The organism is Streptomyces sp. NRRL B-3229, from assembly GCF_000719505.1.
Lineage (GTDB): Bacteria > Actinomycetota > Actinomycetes > Streptomycetales > Streptomycetaceae > Streptomyces > Streptomyces griseorubiginosus.
Genome location: NZ_JOGP01000013.1, coordinates 194,318 through 208,546 on the forward strand (window position 1 = coordinate 194,318; position 14,229 = coordinate 208,546).

The 14,229-nt window shown below is 70.9% G+C and carries 14 protein-coding genes; 10 read left to right on the forward strand and 4 right to left on the reverse strand.

Features of this window, described 5'->3' with window-relative positions; translation table 11 throughout:
- Positions 1-90: 90 nt before the first annotated feature.
- Positions 91-711 carry a uridine kinase family protein gene (locus tag IF54_RS0122855; protein WP_063754950.1) on the reverse strand — a complete coding sequence of 207 codons (621 nt, stop codon included), beginning with the start codon at positions 709-711 and terminating at the stop codon, positions 91-93.
- Positions 712-943: 232 nt separating this feature from the next.
- On the opposite strand from IF54_RS0122855, the gene IF54_RS0122860 reads away from it, so the two are divergent.
- From IF54_RS0122860 to IF54_RS0122870, 3 genes are all read left to right on the forward strand, one after another.
- On the forward strand, positions 944-2,302 hold the full coding sequence (locus tag IF54_RS0122860; protein WP_030321602.1) for a peptidase C39 family protein: 1,359 nt from the start codon (positions 944-946) through the stop codon (positions 2,300-2,302).
- 131 nt (positions 2,303-2,433) lie between these two features.
- A complete protein-coding gene (locus IF54_RS42235; protein ID WP_107047873.1) occupies positions 2,434-2,574 on the forward strand; it encodes an SCO1431 family membrane protein in 141 nt (46 codons plus the stop codon).
- An 89-nt stretch (positions 2,575-2,663) separates the two neighbouring features.
- Positions 2,664-3,338, forward strand: coding sequence for a TetR/AcrR family transcriptional regulator (locus IF54_RS0122870; protein ID WP_030321604.1), 675 nt, complete (start codon positions 2,664-2,666; stop codon positions 3,336-3,338).
- A gap of 53 nt (positions 3,339-3,391) precedes the next feature.
- Here the strand turns inward: IF54_RS0122870 and IF54_RS0122875 are convergent, their stop codons facing one another.
- The gene (locus IF54_RS0122875) at positions 3,392-4,624 is read right to left on the reverse strand and encodes a glycoside hydrolase family 18 protein (RefSeq protein WP_030321607.1); all 1,233 of its coding nucleotides are present in this window, start codon (positions 4,622-4,624) and stop codon (positions 3,392-3,394) included.
- A gap of 343 nt (positions 4,625-4,967) precedes the next feature.
- Between IF54_RS0122875 and IF54_RS0122880 the strand changes: the two genes are divergently transcribed.
- From IF54_RS0122880 to IF54_RS0122890, 3 genes are all read left to right on the forward strand, one after another.
- On the forward strand, positions 4,968-6,140 hold the full coding sequence (locus IF54_RS0122880) for an acyl-CoA dehydrogenase (RefSeq protein ID WP_030321609.1): 1,173 nt from the start codon (positions 4,968-4,970) through the stop codon (positions 6,138-6,140).
- A gap of 329 nt (positions 6,141-6,469) precedes the next feature.
- The gene (locus IF54_RS0122885; RefSeq protein ID WP_030321611.1) at positions 6,470-7,582 is read left to right on the forward strand and encodes a hypothetical protein; all 1,113 of its coding nucleotides are present in this window, start codon (positions 6,470-6,472) and stop codon (positions 7,580-7,582) included.
- A gap of 75 nt (positions 7,583-7,657) precedes the next feature.
- On the forward strand, positions 7,658-8,752 hold the full coding sequence (locus IF54_RS0122890; protein WP_030321613.1) for a phosphotransferase family protein: 1,095 nt from the start codon (positions 7,658-7,660) through the stop codon (positions 8,750-8,752).
- Between the two features lie 10 nt (positions 8,753-8,762).
- On the opposite strand, the gene IF54_RS0122895 is transcribed toward IF54_RS0122890, so the two are convergent.
- Positions 8,763-9,194 (reverse strand): hypothetical protein, encoded by a 432-nt coding sequence (locus IF54_RS0122895; protein WP_020138155.1) that lies wholly within the window; start codon positions 9,192-9,194, stop codon positions 8,763-8,765.
- A gap of 269 nt (positions 9,195-9,463) precedes the next feature.
- On the opposite strand from IF54_RS0122895, the gene IF54_RS0122900 reads away from it, so the two are divergent.
- The 4 genes from IF54_RS0122900 to fxsA all read left to right on the forward strand — a co-directional run bounded on the left by IF54_RS0122900 (position 9,464) and on the right by fxsA (position 13,571).
- A complete protein-coding gene (locus IF54_RS0122900) occupies positions 9,464-9,904 on the forward strand; it encodes an Lrp/AsnC family transcriptional regulator (RefSeq protein WP_020138156.1) in 441 nt (146 codons plus the stop codon).
- Between the two features lie 50 nt (positions 9,905-9,954).
- Positions 9,955-11,541 (forward strand): amidohydrolase, encoded by a 1,587-nt coding sequence (locus IF54_RS0122905; protein WP_030321616.1) that lies wholly within the window; start codon positions 9,955-9,957, stop codon positions 11,539-11,541.
- A 569-nt stretch (positions 11,542-12,110) separates the two neighbouring features.
- Complete coding sequence (locus tag IF54_RS0122910; RefSeq protein ID WP_030321619.1) at positions 12,111-12,905, forward strand: polyprenol monophosphomannose synthase; 795 nt, start codon at positions 12,111-12,113, stop codon at positions 12,903-12,905.
- A 96-nt stretch (positions 12,906-13,001) separates the two neighbouring features.
- Positions 13,002-13,571, forward strand: coding sequence for an FxsA family membrane protein (gene fxsA / locus IF54_RS0122915; protein ID WP_030321621.1), 570 nt, complete (start codon positions 13,002-13,004; stop codon positions 13,569-13,571).
- Positions 13,572-13,669: 98 nt separating this feature from the next.
- Here the strand turns inward: fxsA and IF54_RS0122920 are convergent, their stop codons facing one another.
- The gene (locus IF54_RS0122920) at positions 13,670-14,044 is read right to left on the reverse strand and encodes an RNA polymerase-binding protein RbpA (protein WP_003977404.1); all 375 of its coding nucleotides are present in this window, start codon (positions 14,042-14,044) and stop codon (positions 13,670-13,672) included.
- Positions 14,045-14,229 lie beyond the last annotated feature (185 nt).

A 14,229-nucleotide genomic window follows, 5' to 3' on the forward strand; every position in this document is an offset into this window, starting at 1 on the left:
CGCACATTGAGAACGTAAGACCTGTACGGCCCCTCGGTCAAGCGGAGTTGGGCGACTCAGGCAAGTTCTTACCGGTGGTTCTTCACAGCTTCAACACATCGCCGTTGGGTCGTCACCGTGTGTGATGTCGTGGTCCGGTCCAGGAGTCACAGCAGGCCCGTCAGTTGTCTCGTACCCCTGCCCGCACTGGCGTACCAGCGCATCGGCGAAGGGCCGGGAGGGGTCTTCGGCGAAATGCCGTTGTTCCGCCAGGACCCATCCCTCCCAGAACTCCCGCTGTTCCTCCCCGTCCCGGGATCGCCCTCTGGCCCAGGACTCCTCACGGGGCAGGTCCATCCACAGCAGGCATGCGAGGTGCGGTCTGAGCGCGCGCCGGCCCGCGCCGACGCCCTCGAGCAGGACCACGGGCACCGGCGGCAGATCCCGGGGCGGTCCGAAGCGCCGGGTGTGCCAGTCGTAGGGGGCGTAACGTGCGGTCTCGCCGCGGCCGAACGGGGTGATCACCTCGCGCAGCAGCCGTCCGGTCCAGTCGAACAGTTCGTCGTGGCTGGCGATGTCGTCGAGATGCAGGACCGGCGCTCCGTCGAGGGCGTCGGCCAGCCGTCCGGCGAACGTGGACTTCCCCGAGCCGGCGTGGCCGTCGACGCCGACCAGCCGGACCGGGCCGCAGGACGGGGGGAGCCGGCGGAGCCGGGAGGCGAGGGCGTGGATGACGATTCCTGGAGGCGCTCATACGGACGGGCGGTCTGGCCCGTCCAGTGTAGTGAGGGGCCCGCACTCGCTGCCGGAACCACAGCTTCCCAGGTCATGCCAGTGGTCGAGACCAATATTGGTGGGCGTGGCACGGCCGGAAGTGCTGGCAGGAGCATGGCGCCTCATCCATAGTTGGCGCACAACCGTGCATCGGATCCGTCCCGAAGGACACCTGGGGGTCTTCCCACCCATGAGCAGAGCCGAACAGCCGTCCCGCAGAACCGTTCTCGCCGTCGCGGTCGCCGCCGCGGTGGCCGGCGGCACGGGCCCCGCGGCCGCAGCCGGCACCACGGCCGACGCGGATCACGACGAGCCCGCCCGACTGGTCGACAACCATGCCTGGACCACCTACGGCGACTGGCGCGCCGGCACCGCGAACGGCACCCGTGCCCTCGCCGGCCGGCGTCCCGGCGTGGTGATCAGCACTCCCGCGGGCACCACCGACTACACCGATCCGCACACCGGGACCACCGCCCCCTGGGAGTACGCGACCTGGACCTCCCCGGTGCACCGGCTCGCCGTGCCCTCGACCGAGGTGATCGCCTCCTGGAACGCCCATACCCCGGCCGGCACCTGGATCCAGATCGAGCTCCAGGGGACGTACTCCGACGGCACGGCCACCCCGTGGTACGTGATGGGCCGCTGGGCCGCCGGAGACGGGGACATCAGGCGGACCTCGGTCGACGACCAGAGCGACGACAAGAGCAGCATCTGGACCGACACCTTCGCGATCGACGCCCCGGCGACCGGGCTGCGTCTGGCGTCGTACCAGTTGCGGCTCACCCTGTACCGCAAGCCGGGCGCGAAGAACACCCCGACCGTGTGGCGCCTGGGCGCCATGGGCTCGGACGTCCCCGACCGCTTCACCGTCCCGGCCTCCACGCCGGGCGTCGCCCGCGAACTGATCGTCCCGCGCTACTCGCAGGAGATCCACAAGGGCCAGTACCCCGAGTACGACAACGGCGGTGAGGCCTGGTGCAGCCCCACCTCCTCGCAGATGATCATCGAGTACTGGGGCGGCAGGCTCACCAAGGAGCAACTGGCCTGGGTCGACCCGTCGTACGCCGACCCGCAGGTCTGCCACGCGGCCCGGTACACCTACGACTACCAGTACGCGGGCTGCGGCAACTGGCCCTTCAACGCGGCCTACGCGGCCACCTTCAAGGATCTTCAGGGCGTGGTCACCCGGCTCGGCTCGCTGACCGACCTGGAGACGCTGATCGCGGCCGGCATCCCGGCCATAACGTCCCAGTCGTTCCTCAAGGAGGAGCTCACCGGGGCCGGTTACGGAACCTCCGGTCACCTCATGACGGTGATCGGCTTCACCGCCGAGGGTGACGTGATCGCCAACGACCCGGCCTCGCCGAGCGACCAGGAGGTCCGGCGCGTCTACAAGCGGCGCGAGTGGGAGAACATCTGGCTGCGCACCAAGCGGTACAACGCCAGTGGCAAGGTCGTCTCCGGTACCGGGGGCGTCTGCTACCTGTACTTCCCCGCCTGCCCGACTCCGCGCCAGCGCAAGGCGCTGGAGGTGGTGGGCGTGCGCTGAGGTCCGGCACAGGGCCCCGGGGTGGCGGGGGCCCTGTGACCAAGCTCTCTGCCGCAAAAGCCCCTTTCGGTGGCAAGGTGGACGGACCGGTGGGGGGAGTCCACCCAGTCGTCCGAGAGCAGCGAGACACCATGACCGCACAGTCAGCCACCGCCGCCCGTACCCGCACCGGCGGCCCCCGCGACGACGGCCCGTCCGTCGTCGAACACCTCGCGGGCTGGGTCCTCGTCGCCGTCATCGCGATGCTCGTCACGCAACTCGGTCTGCTGTGATCTGACTCATCCGGCTGCTGTGACCTGACTCAAAGGCGACCTGACATACTGCGCTTGTCCCGCCACCAGCCCGAGACCAGGGTCGAAATTTGAATATCAGTGATCAGCGTGAAGCCGCCCGGCCGCGGGCCCGCGGCACCGAGCGCTCGGTTGCGCGCCGTGCCGAACTCATCGCCATCGGGCGGAAGTTGTTCGCGGACACCTCCTACGACGCGCTCTCCATGGACGACATCGCCAAGCAGGCGCATGTCGCCAAGGGGCTGATCTACTACTACTTCCAGTCCAAGCGGGGTTACTACCTGGCGATCATCCAGGACTCCGTCACCGACCTGGTCACCTACGCGGCGAGCGGCCTCAGGCTGGAAGAGGAAGTGGGGCAGGTGGAACACGTCCACCGCACCCTGGACAGCTATCTCCGGTACGCCGAGCACAACCAGGCCGCCTACCGCACGGTCGTCAGCGGCGGGGTCGGTTTCGACGCCGAGGTGCACGCGGTCCGGGACGGTGTACGCGAGGCGATCGTCGCGACCATCGCCCAGGGGGCGTACGGCCGTACCGACATCGCCCCGCTGGCCCGCATGGGACTGCTCGCCTGGGTGTGCAGCGTCGAGGGCGCCACCCTGGACTGGATCGACGGCCCGCCCCAGCTCTCCCGCGACACCCTGCGCGACCTCCTGGTGAAGGCCCTCGGCGGCTCCATGCGCGCCATCGAGGAGATGGACCCCAACTACCCCGCGCCCCGGCCCGCCCGCAGGGACGGCTGACGGCAAGGGGCGGAGGCTCGTGGTCCCCCGCCCCAAGTCCCGGTTCGGGTCGGCTAGTTGATCGCCTTGATCAGCTCACCGCCCGAGGTGTCACCGCTCAGCTCCCAGAAGAAGGTGCCGCCGAGGCCCTGCTGGTTCTTGTAGGTCATCTTCGTCGCGATGGTCGCGGGGGTGTCGTAACTCCACCAGTTGGTGCCGCACTTGGCGTACGCCGTGCCGCCGACCGTCCCCGTCGCCGGGCACTTGGACTTGAGCACCTTGTAGTCGTCGATGCCCTGTTCGTAGGTGCCCGCCGCCGGGCCCGTCGCGCTGCCACCGGGTGCCGACTGCGTGACCCCGGTCCAGCCGCGGCCGTAGAAGCCGATGCCGAGCAGCAGTTTCGAGGCCGGGATGCCGAGCCCCTTGAGCTTGGCGATCGTCGCCGAGGTGTAGAAGTTCGCCTTCGGGATGCCCGAGTAGCTGTTCAGCGCCGAGTGCGGGGCCGTCGGTCCCGAGGCGTCCCAGGCGCCGAAGTAGTCGTACGTCATCGGGTTGTACCAGTCGACGTACTGTGCCGCGCCCGCGTAGTTCGCCGCGTCGATCTTGCCGCCCGCCGTGGCGTCGGCGGTGATCGCGGCGGTGACCAGCGAGCCGCTGCCGAACTTCGCGCGCAGCGCCGCCATCAGGTTCTTGAACGCCTCCCGGCCGCTGGTGTCACAGGTGTTGCCGCACGCGTTCGGGTACTCCCAGTCGATGTCGATGCCGTCGAAGACGTCGGCCCACTTGGAGTTCTCGACCAGGTCGTAGCAGGACTGCGCGAACGCGGCGGGGTTGCGGGCGGCCTCGCCGAAGCCGCTCGACCAGGTCCAGCCGCCGAACGACCAGATGACCTTCAGCCCCGGGTGCTTCTTCTTCAGCTCCCGGAGCTGGTTGAAGTTGCCCCGCAGCGGCTGGTCCCAGGTGTCGGCCACGCCGTCCACCGACTCGGCCGCGGTGTAGGTCCGGTCGGTCGCCGCGTAGGCGTCGCCCATCGCGCACTTGCCGCCGGTGACGTTGCCGAAGGCGTAGTTGATGTGCGTCAGCCTCGCCGCCGAGCCGGAGGTCTCGATGTTCTTGACGTAGTACTTGCGGTCGTAGGTGCCCCATTCGGTGAAGTAGCCGACGACCTTGGAGCCGGCCGCCCTCGGTGTCGCCTCGCGGGCGGCCGCGGTCGCGCTGCTCGCGCCGGCCAGCAGGCCCGCGCCGAGGACCGCGCAGCACGCGGCGGAGATCAGCGCCCGGAACCGGGCGCGCTGGGGGAGGTGCATCGGTGTCTCCTCGTGGGGGAGAGGGGAACGCCAGGGGATTGGCATGAACGCGGTAAAGCGTTGCCGGAACAGTAGGAGGACTAGACCACCGCGTCAATGGTTCGGACCAATTCCGGCACGCTCGCGCGGCCGCTTGTCGGTGCCCTGGGCTATCTTGAAGTAAGCGGTCGTTAACCAGTGACCAGGGGTCCCCGATCGGGCATACTCACAGGGCGCAGCCGCTGGTCAGCAGCTTCCGTGACCCGGGAGACGCGAGCAGCGACAGGCGTCCAGTGAGACCGGCGGAGCCGCCCCACCCCACGGCGTGCGTCCGCCAGCGCCCTACAGGGAGGAGAGCGTCGCCATGCCCGACCGCGCCCCGCAGCCGGTGGACCGGCAACTGCCCACGGACGAGGCCCGGGAACTGATCTCGCTCGTCCGCGACATCGCGCAGGCCGAGATCGTCCCGAAGGCGGCCGAGGAGGAGGACGCCGGGCACTTCCCGCGCGAGATCTTCACCCTGCTCTCCCGGACCGGACTGCTCGGTCTGCCCTACGACTCGGAACACGGCGGCGCCGACCAGCCGTACGAGGTCTACCTCCAGGTCCTCGAAGAGCTCGCCGCGGCCCGCCTCACCGTCGGCCTCGGCGTCAGTGTGCACACTCTCGCCTCCTACGCGGTGGCCACCTACGGCACCAAGCAGCAGCAGGTCGAACACCTGCCCGCGATGCTCGGCGGCGGGCTTGTCGGGGCTTACTGCCTCTCGGAGCCGTCCTCCGGATCCGACGCGGCCTCGCTGCGCACCAGAGCGGTCCGGGACGGCGACGACTGGGTGATCAACGGCACCAAGGCCTGGATCACCCACGGCGGGATCGCGGACTTCTACACCGTCATGGCGCGCACCGGCGAGGAGGGCCCGCGCGGGATCACCGCGTTCCTGGTCCCCGCCGACGCGGACGGCGTCAGTGCTGCCGCGCCGGAGAGGAAGATGGGCATGAAGGGCTCGCCCACCGCCCAGGTGCACTTCGACGGCGTACGGGTCCCCGATGCGCGGCGCGTCGGCGACGAGGGCCAGGGCTTCGCGATCGCCCTGTCCGCCCTGGACTCGGGACGGCTCGGCATCGCGGCCTGTGCGATCGGGCTGGCCCAGGCGGCCCTCGACGAGGCGGTCGGCTACGCGACCGGGCGACAGCAGTTCGGGCGGCCGATCGCGGACTTCCAGGGGCTGCGCTTCATGCTCGCCGACATGGCGACCCAGATCGAGGCCGGCCGGGCGCTGTACCTAGCGGCGGCGCGGTTGCGGGACGCCGGGCGGCCCTTCGCCAAGCAGGCGGCCATGGCGAAACTGCACTGCACCGACACCGCGATGAAGGTCACCACCGACGCCGTCCAGGTCCTCGGCGGCTACGGCTACACCGCCGACTTCCCGGCCGAGCGGTACATGCGCGAGGCCAAGGTCCTTCAGATCGTCGAGGGCACCAACCAGATCCAGCGGATGGTCATCGCCCGTCACCTGGCGGGTCCTGAGACGCGCTGAACTGCCCCGGCCTGACCTGCGGCGCCGCGAGCCGGGCCCACTCCGGGTCGTGGCGCCCCGGCAGGGTGCGGCCGCCGACGGCCCAGGTCCGCATCAGATCGCGGTAGATGGGCGGGTCCTGAGGCGGCGGCGGAGCGGGCCGGTAGGAAGGGGGAACCGATTCGGCGACCGGCGCGTAGGCAAGGGTCATGCCGGGGCAACGCGACACCCCGCGACCTGGTCACCGCTCCCCGCAATCGAGCGTGAGTTCACCGGCGTCCGGCCGAACATCTGGCCACCGACGCCTCCCTGACGTACCGTCAGCCCCCACTCAGGCAGGGAGGTTGACCGTGACCGACGACCGCCCGGTACCGCTCGACGAGTACCCCGTGCACCAGGTCCCCCTGTCCATGAAGTACGTGGCGACGGGCGACCGCAACGCCTACGACCGCTGCATCTTCCACGTCCTCGACCACGAGGGACAGGCCCTGCTGATCCTCGGGCTCGGGGTGTACCCCAACCTCGGGGTCATAGACGCCTACGCCACCCTGCGCCTCGGCGACACCCTGCACGCGGTGCGCGCCTCGGACGCCCTGCGGGACGACGCCCGGACCGACCTGGGCGTGGGCCCGCTGCGCATCCTCGTCGAACGCCCGCTGCGCGACTTCGTGGTGAGCTGCGAGGCCGCCCCGGACGACCCGGACGGACTGTCGTACGAGATCACCTGGACCGCCGACTTCCCCGCCCTGTGGGAACCGCACCACCTCCAGCGGCGGGGCGGCCGGCTCACCCTGGAGGGACGGCGGTTCGTGCAGGCCGGGCACTGCGACGGGTGGATCCGGGTGGCCGGGCGCGAGATCCGGGTCCAGGGCTGGACCGGGACCCGCGACCGCAGCTGGGGCGTGCGCCCCGTGCCGGGGGAGGAGGGCGGCCGGTTCGCCGAGGAGCATCCGACCGAGGGCTTCCACTGGATCTGGTGCCCCGTCCGCTTCGAGGACCGGTTCCTCATGGTGATCGTCCAGGAGGACGCCGACGGCCACCGCTCGCTGAACGACGCGACCCTCGTCCGCCCCGGCCACCGGGACCGCCAACTCGGCTGGCCACAGGCCGAGATCACCTACCGAGCCGGTACTCGCCACCCCGAACGCGCCCTCGTCCACCTCGGTGACGTCCGCAAGCCCATGGAGCTGGAGGTGGAGGTCCTCACCTCCTCACCCCTCGCCCTCGGCGCCGGCTATCCGCCTGCGGACGACTGGCAGCACGGCACCTGGCAGGGCCGCGACTGGACCGACCGCCGCACCTACGACCTCTCGCGGGAGCACCCCCTGGCCGCGTTCGGCGTCACCGACCACGCGGCCCGCTTCCGTCTGGACGGCAGGGTCGGCCACGGCATCTTCGAACACGGCTCGTTCGGCCGCCACGACCCGAGCGGCTTCACCGGATTCGACTCCGCCGCACCGTAAGGCGACTCCGCCGCACCGTAAGGCGACTCCGTCGCACCGTAATGCGACTCCGCCGCACCGTAAGGGGACGAGCTCATGGCCACGGCACCCCGCCCGCGCACCACCACCCGCGACCCCGAGGAACTCGCCGGCCGCCTCACCGCCTGGCTCGGCGCCCGTCTCCCCGGAGCCAGGGCGACGGACATCACCGTCCCCGCCTCGAACGGCATGTCCAGCGAGACCCTGCTCTTCACCGTCGAACATCCCGCACCGCCCCTGCGGGAGTGCGCGCTCAGGCTGGCGGCGGACCCGTCGGCGTACACGGTCTTCCCGGTGTACGACATGGTCCGCCAGTACCGCACGATGCGGACGGTGGCGGAGTTCTCCGACCTCCCGGTGCCGAGGGTGCAGTGGTTGGAGGAGGACCCCGGCCCACTGGGAGCGCCCTTCTTCGTCATGGAGCGCGTGGCAGGACGCGTTCCGCCGGACGTCATGCTCTACACCTACGAGGGCAACTGGCTGCACTCCGCGAGCGACGCCGAACGCGCACACCTGGAGGCTGCATCAGTAGGTCTGCTGGCGCGCCTGCACGACCAAGTCCCTCTGAAGGAGGTCGAGTTCCTGGCTCTGCCCGGCCAGGGTGACGCACTGCGCCGACACGTCACCGCCCAACGCGCCTACTACGACTGGGTGGTGACCGGTCTCGCCCGCTCACCCCTCATCGAGCGGTCCTTCGACCGGCTGGAGGAGATCTGGCCGCGCGACCCGGGTCCGGCCGTCCTCAACTGGGGCGACGCACGCATCGGGAACGTCGTCTACGACGGCTTCGACCCCGTCGCCGTACTGGACTGGGAGATGGCGGCCCTGGCCCCGCGTGAGGTCGACCTCGGCTGGACGGTCTACCTGCACCGCTTCTTCCAGGACCTCACGGTCGGCTTCGGGCAGCGCGGGCTGCCCGACATCCTGCGCCGCGACCGGATCGAGGCCCGCTACGCCGAACTCACCGGCCACACGCCGCGCGACATGGACTTCTTCACCCTGTACGCGGCGCTGCGGCACGCGATCGTCATGCTGAGGATCGCCTACCGCCAGGTGCACTTCGGCGAGGTGGTCGTACCGGACGATCCCGACACGCTGATCCTGCACCACGGCAGTCTGCGAGCCATGGTGCAGGGCGACTACTGGGGCTGAGCGAAGCGGCTCAGGCGGCCTGGCGGCGGATCACCGGCACCCGCATGGGGCGCGAACCGGGGCCGCCCACGTGCGAGAACGGCTGGGTCCGCCAGTCGAGACCCTGAGGGAGCGTCAGCAGCAGGGCCGTGTCCTGCTCCTGGGGCTCCGCGGACTCGTCCGCCGAGCCGGCCTCGGCGGCCCGGCGACCCGTGCCGGCACACACCGTCAGGCCGAAGGGGTTCCACGGCGAGGCGCACAGCGCGTGTTCCGGCAGCACCTCCTCGTCCGCGAGGAGCGCGATGGGCTGCGCGCAGTCCGGGCAGATCACCCGGTACATCTCGAAGGTGTCGTACGCGTCGAACTCGTCGTCCAGGGCGTCGAGTTCGACGCCCTCCGGCTCGGGCTCGACGACTGCCAGGCGCTTGGGCGCGGTACGACCAGGACGCTTAAGACTCTGCATTGGGTTCTCCCCCTCGGGCTGGGCCGTGAAGGCACTGCGGCCTCGACCACAGCAAGCACTTCCCGTCCGGTCACGGAGGTAATCACGAGAACATCACGGAGGCTCCCGCAGGGGTGTGGCCTTCGTCACATGCCGCTCGCAGGTGCCCGTGGCGGTCGCTTTGTCCCCCCGGACGGCGCACCGGCGGCGCCCGCTCACATCACGAACCGGGCATGACCTGGGCCGCTCAGGTATCCGAGGAGATCAGGCGCACTGTAGGTTCTAGCGCCATGGAGGAGCTGGACCGACAAATCGTGCAGCTGCTCGTCAAGGACGGGCGGATGAGTTACACAGACCTGGGCAAGGCCACGGGCCTGTCCACGTCGGCCGTGCACCAGCGGGTGCGACGGCTGGAGCAGCGCGGTGTCATCCGCGGGTATGCCGCGGTGGTCGACCCGGAGGCGGTGGGCCTGCCCATGACGGCCTTCATCTCGGTGAAACCCTTCGACCCCAGTGCCCCCGACGACATCGCGGAACGCCTGGCGGGCGTTCCCGAGATCGAGGCGTGCCACAGCGTGGCGGGCGACGAGAACTACATCCTGAAGGTCCGGGTGGCCACTCCGCACGAGCTGGAGGAGCTGCTGGCACGGCTGAGGACCCTGGCGGGCGTCTCGACCCGCACCACGGTGGTGCTGTCGACCCCGTACGAGGCGCGTCCGCCGAGGATCTGATCCGGCGGCCCGCGCCCGTACGGCGGGACGGCCCCTGAAACACTGTCCTCATGAGTGAACAGCAGACGGTGCTCCTGCGCCGAGGCGAGGTCCACAGCCCCGCCGACCCCTTCGCCACCGCGATGGTCGTCGAGCGTGGACAGGTGGCGTGGGTCGGATCGGAAGGCGCCGCCGACGCCTTCGCCGACGGAGTCGACGAGGTCGTGGACCTGGACGGCGCGCTGGTCACCCCCGCGTTCACCGACGCACATGTGCACACCACCGCGACGGGCCTCGCCCTCACCGGCCTCGACCTCTCCGACGCCCCCTCCCTGGCCGCGGCTCTGGAGCTCGTACGCGACTTCGCGACCGCCCGCCCGGACGACCGCGTCCTCCTCGGTCACGGCTGGGACGCGGCCCGCTGGCCGGGTGGCCGCCCGCCCACGCGCGCCGAGCTGGACGAGGCCACCGGCGGTCGCCCGCTGTACCTGAGCCGCATCGACGTCCACTCGGCGGTGGTGACGACGGCACTTCTCGACATGACGGCCGTGGGGCACCCGGACGGCCCTCTCACCGCCGACGCCCATCACGCCGTACGCGCGACGGCTCTCGCCTCCGTCTCCCCGGCCCAGCGCACGGAAGCGCAGCGCGCCGCGCTCGCCCACGCGGCCTCCCTCGGCATCGGGACCGTTCACGAATGCGCAGGACCGGAGATCTCCTCGGAGGAGGACTTCACCGGGCTCCTGCGGCTCGCGGGCGGCGAACCCGGTCCACGTGTCGTCGGCTACTGGGCCGAGCGGGACGTCGACAAGGCGCGCGAGCTCGGCGCGGTCGGCGCCGCCGGCGACCTCTTCGTGGACGGCGCCCTCGGCTCCCACACCGCGTGCCTGCACGAGCCGTACGCCGACGCCGACCACACCGGTATCGCCTACCTGGACGCCGACGCCGTGGCCGCCCATGTCGCCGCCTGCACCGAGGCGGGCCTCCAGGCCGGTTTCCACGCCATCGGGGACGCGGCCGTGACCGCCGTGGTCGAGGGGGTCCGCGTCGCCGCGGAGAAGCTCGGCCTCGCCCGTGTCCGTGCCGCCCGGCACCGCGTCGAGCACGCCGAACTGCTCACCCCGGAGGCCGTCGCCGCCTTCGCCGAACTCGGTCTCACCGCCTCCGTGCAGCCCGCCTTCGACGCCCTGTGGGGCGGCGAGGAGGGCATGTACGCCCGCCGCCTGGGCCGGGAGCGGGCGAGCTGTCTGAACCCCTTCGCGGCCCTCCTGCGCGCCGGTGTCCCGCTCGCCTTCGGCTCCGACAGCCCGGTGACCCCCCTCGACCCGTGGGGCACGGTCCGTGCGGCCGCCTTCCACCACACCCCCGACCACCGGGTCTCGGTGCGCGCCGCCTTCACCGCGCACACCCGCGGCGGCTGGCGGGCGATCGGCCGGGACGACGCCGGCGTCCTGGTGCCCGGCGCCCCCGCGGACTACGCGGTGTGGCGCACCGACGAACTGGTCGTCCAGGCCCCCGACGACCGCGTGGCCCGCTGGTCCACCGACCCGCGCTCCGGCACTCCCGGCCTGCCCGACCTGACGCCGGGCCGTGACCTGCCCGTCTGTCTGCGCACGGTGGTCGGCGGACGGACGGTTTTCGTACGGCCGGGCGAGTGATCTCCAGGGGTGGCAAGGAACCGCTCACCCGTCCCCACCCTGTCGCGCGACCTGCGCATCCTCCCCACTGACCAGGGCATTGACGACGGAGCCGCAGGTCAAACGGCTGTTGACAGGCGACGGCAGGGGGCCGGTAGGTTCGGCCGGGTCCACCACCGGACGCCCGACCGCGGAACCTCCGCCCAGTCGTCGCAGCGCCGCTGGGTCAGGGACGGTGTGCCGCACCGGGGCACCGCCACTGGGAGCCAGGCTCAGCGCTCGCGCCACGGCGAGGGAACGTTCCGTCCGGCCGGGAAGGTGTGACCCGGGTGGGGCCCGGACGTTCAGTAGACAACGGCTTTCGGTCGACCCGCAGCCAGCGGGCCCCAGGTCGGCCCGAAGGGCGCCGGGCCCCCATCCGCAGTGCGGCGGCCGCCGTCGGTGGGGGGTCACATTTCGCCACAGGGGCCGAAAATCGTACTCTTACCCCGCTCTTGTGGAAACGACACCAGCATACGAACGCCTTGTCACGTCATCGCAGGCCGTGAGCACTATGGTGGACGCCTGCGCAATGACTCGAAGGGGCAGCAGTGAACGACGGTGACGGGGCCCGCACGGCCCAGGAGAGACGGTTCGGCCCGCTCGGCACCGCCTTGGTGATCATCCCGACCTACAACGAGGCGGAGAACGTCAAGTCGATCGTCGGCCGGGTGCGGGCGGCCGTCCCCGACGCCCACGTCCTCGTGGCCGACGACAACAGCCCCGACGGCACCGGCAAGCTCGCCGACGAACTCGCCGTCGAGGACGACCAGGTCCACGTCCTGCACCGCAAGGGCAAGGAAGGGCTCGGCGCCGCCTACCTTGCGGGCTTCCGCTGGGGTCTGGAGCACGGCTACGGCGTCCTGGTCGAGATGGACGCCGACGGCTCCCACCAGCCCGAGGAGCTGCCCCGGCTGCTGACCGCCCTCAAGAACGCCGACCTGGTGCTCGGCTCGCGCTGGGTGCCCGGCGGCCGGGTCGTGAACTGGCCCAAGTCCCGCGAGGTCATCTCCCGGGGCGGCAGCTTCTACTCCCGCGTGGCCCTCGACCTGCCCCTGCGGGACATCACCGGCGGCTACCGCGCGTTCCGTCGCGAGACCCTCGAAGGCCTCGGCCTGGAGAACGTCGCCTCGCAGGGCTACTGCTTCCAGGTCGACCTGGCCCGCCGTGCGGTCAAGGCGGGCTTCCAGGTCGTGGAGGTGCCGATCACCTTCGTCGAGCGCGAACTCGGCGACTCCAAGATGAGTCGCGACATCCTGGTGGAGGCCCTGTGGCGGGTCACCACCTGGGGCGTGGGCGAGCGGATCGGCCGGATCACCGCGCGGGGCAAGCGCCCGCAGGCGTAGCCCCAGGGCCTGCTGGACGCAAAGGGCCGCGGGTCCACAGATCCGGCTGATCGTCCCCTTATGCCGTGCTGAGCCGTGCCCAGGCACACTGGACGTATGACGACAGGCGCTTCGACCCCCACGTACCCGGCCCGGCCCCGCCGTTCCCGTGTCCGCACCTTCCTGCCGCTGGGCGTCGCCGCCTGGCTGGTGCTGGAGATCTGGCTGCTGACCCTGGTCGCGGGCGCGGCGAGCGGGTTCGCGGTGTTCCTGCTCCTGGTCGCCGGCTTCGTGCTCGGCTCGGTGGTGATCAAGCGCGCCGGCCGCCGCGCCTTCCGGAACCTGAACGAGGCGCTCCAGCGGGGTGGCGCCCCGTCGGACTCGGACAGCGGTGGCAACGGCCTGATGATGCTGGGCGGCCTGCTCCTGATGATCCCGGGCCTGATCTCCGACGCGGTGGGCCTGCTCCTGCTGGTCCCGCCGGTCCAGAAGGCCGTCGGCCGCTATGCCGAGCGCACCTTCGACCGCAAGCTCCGCACCGCCGCGCAGGGCAGCCTGGGCGACGCCTTCCAGCAGGCCCGCATGCACCGCCCCGACGGCAAGGTGGTCCAGGGCGAGGTCATCCGCGACGTGCAGGACCGACCGGAGGACACCCCGGAGGACCGCAGGCCGCCTCTCACCCGCTGACAGCGCAAAACCGCGGGCGCCGTACGTGAATCTCACGTACGGCGCCCGCGGTTCTACACGTGCACTTGTGCTGCTATGCGGCCCAGTCCCCGCGGGGACTACGCCGACTTGCGGCTGTCCCGGGGATGAACGGCGATGTTCATCGCCCCGGATCGCAGAACCGCCAGACGCTCCTCGAGGACCTCTTCGAGCTCCTCGCGGGTGCGTCGCTCCATCAGCATGTCCCAATGGGTACGCGCGGGCTTGGCCTTCTTTTCCTCAGGGCCGTCGCCGTCGACCAGGAGTGCCTGGGCCCCGCAGACCTTGCACTCCCACTCCGGCGGGATCTCCGCCTCGACCGAGAAGGGCATCTCGAAGCGATGCCCCTTCTCGCATGCGTACTCCACGGCCTGGCGCGGGGCCAGGTCGATGCCGCGGTCCGTCTCGTAGCTGGTCACCACGAGGCGCGTGCCGCGAAGAGCTCGCTCACTCATGAATCGTGCCTCCCGGGCTTGTCGCCCACAGGACAGGTGTCGCTGTCGTCGTCATACCGGTCAACGTCCGGTCGGCGGTAAAGATTCCCGTTCCGGGTCCCGTCCCGGGCAATGCGTCGCCGTCGTAGCCGCCCCTTGTTGTACCCACCAGCGCCCGGTTTGTCACATCTGCTAGCAGATGTCAC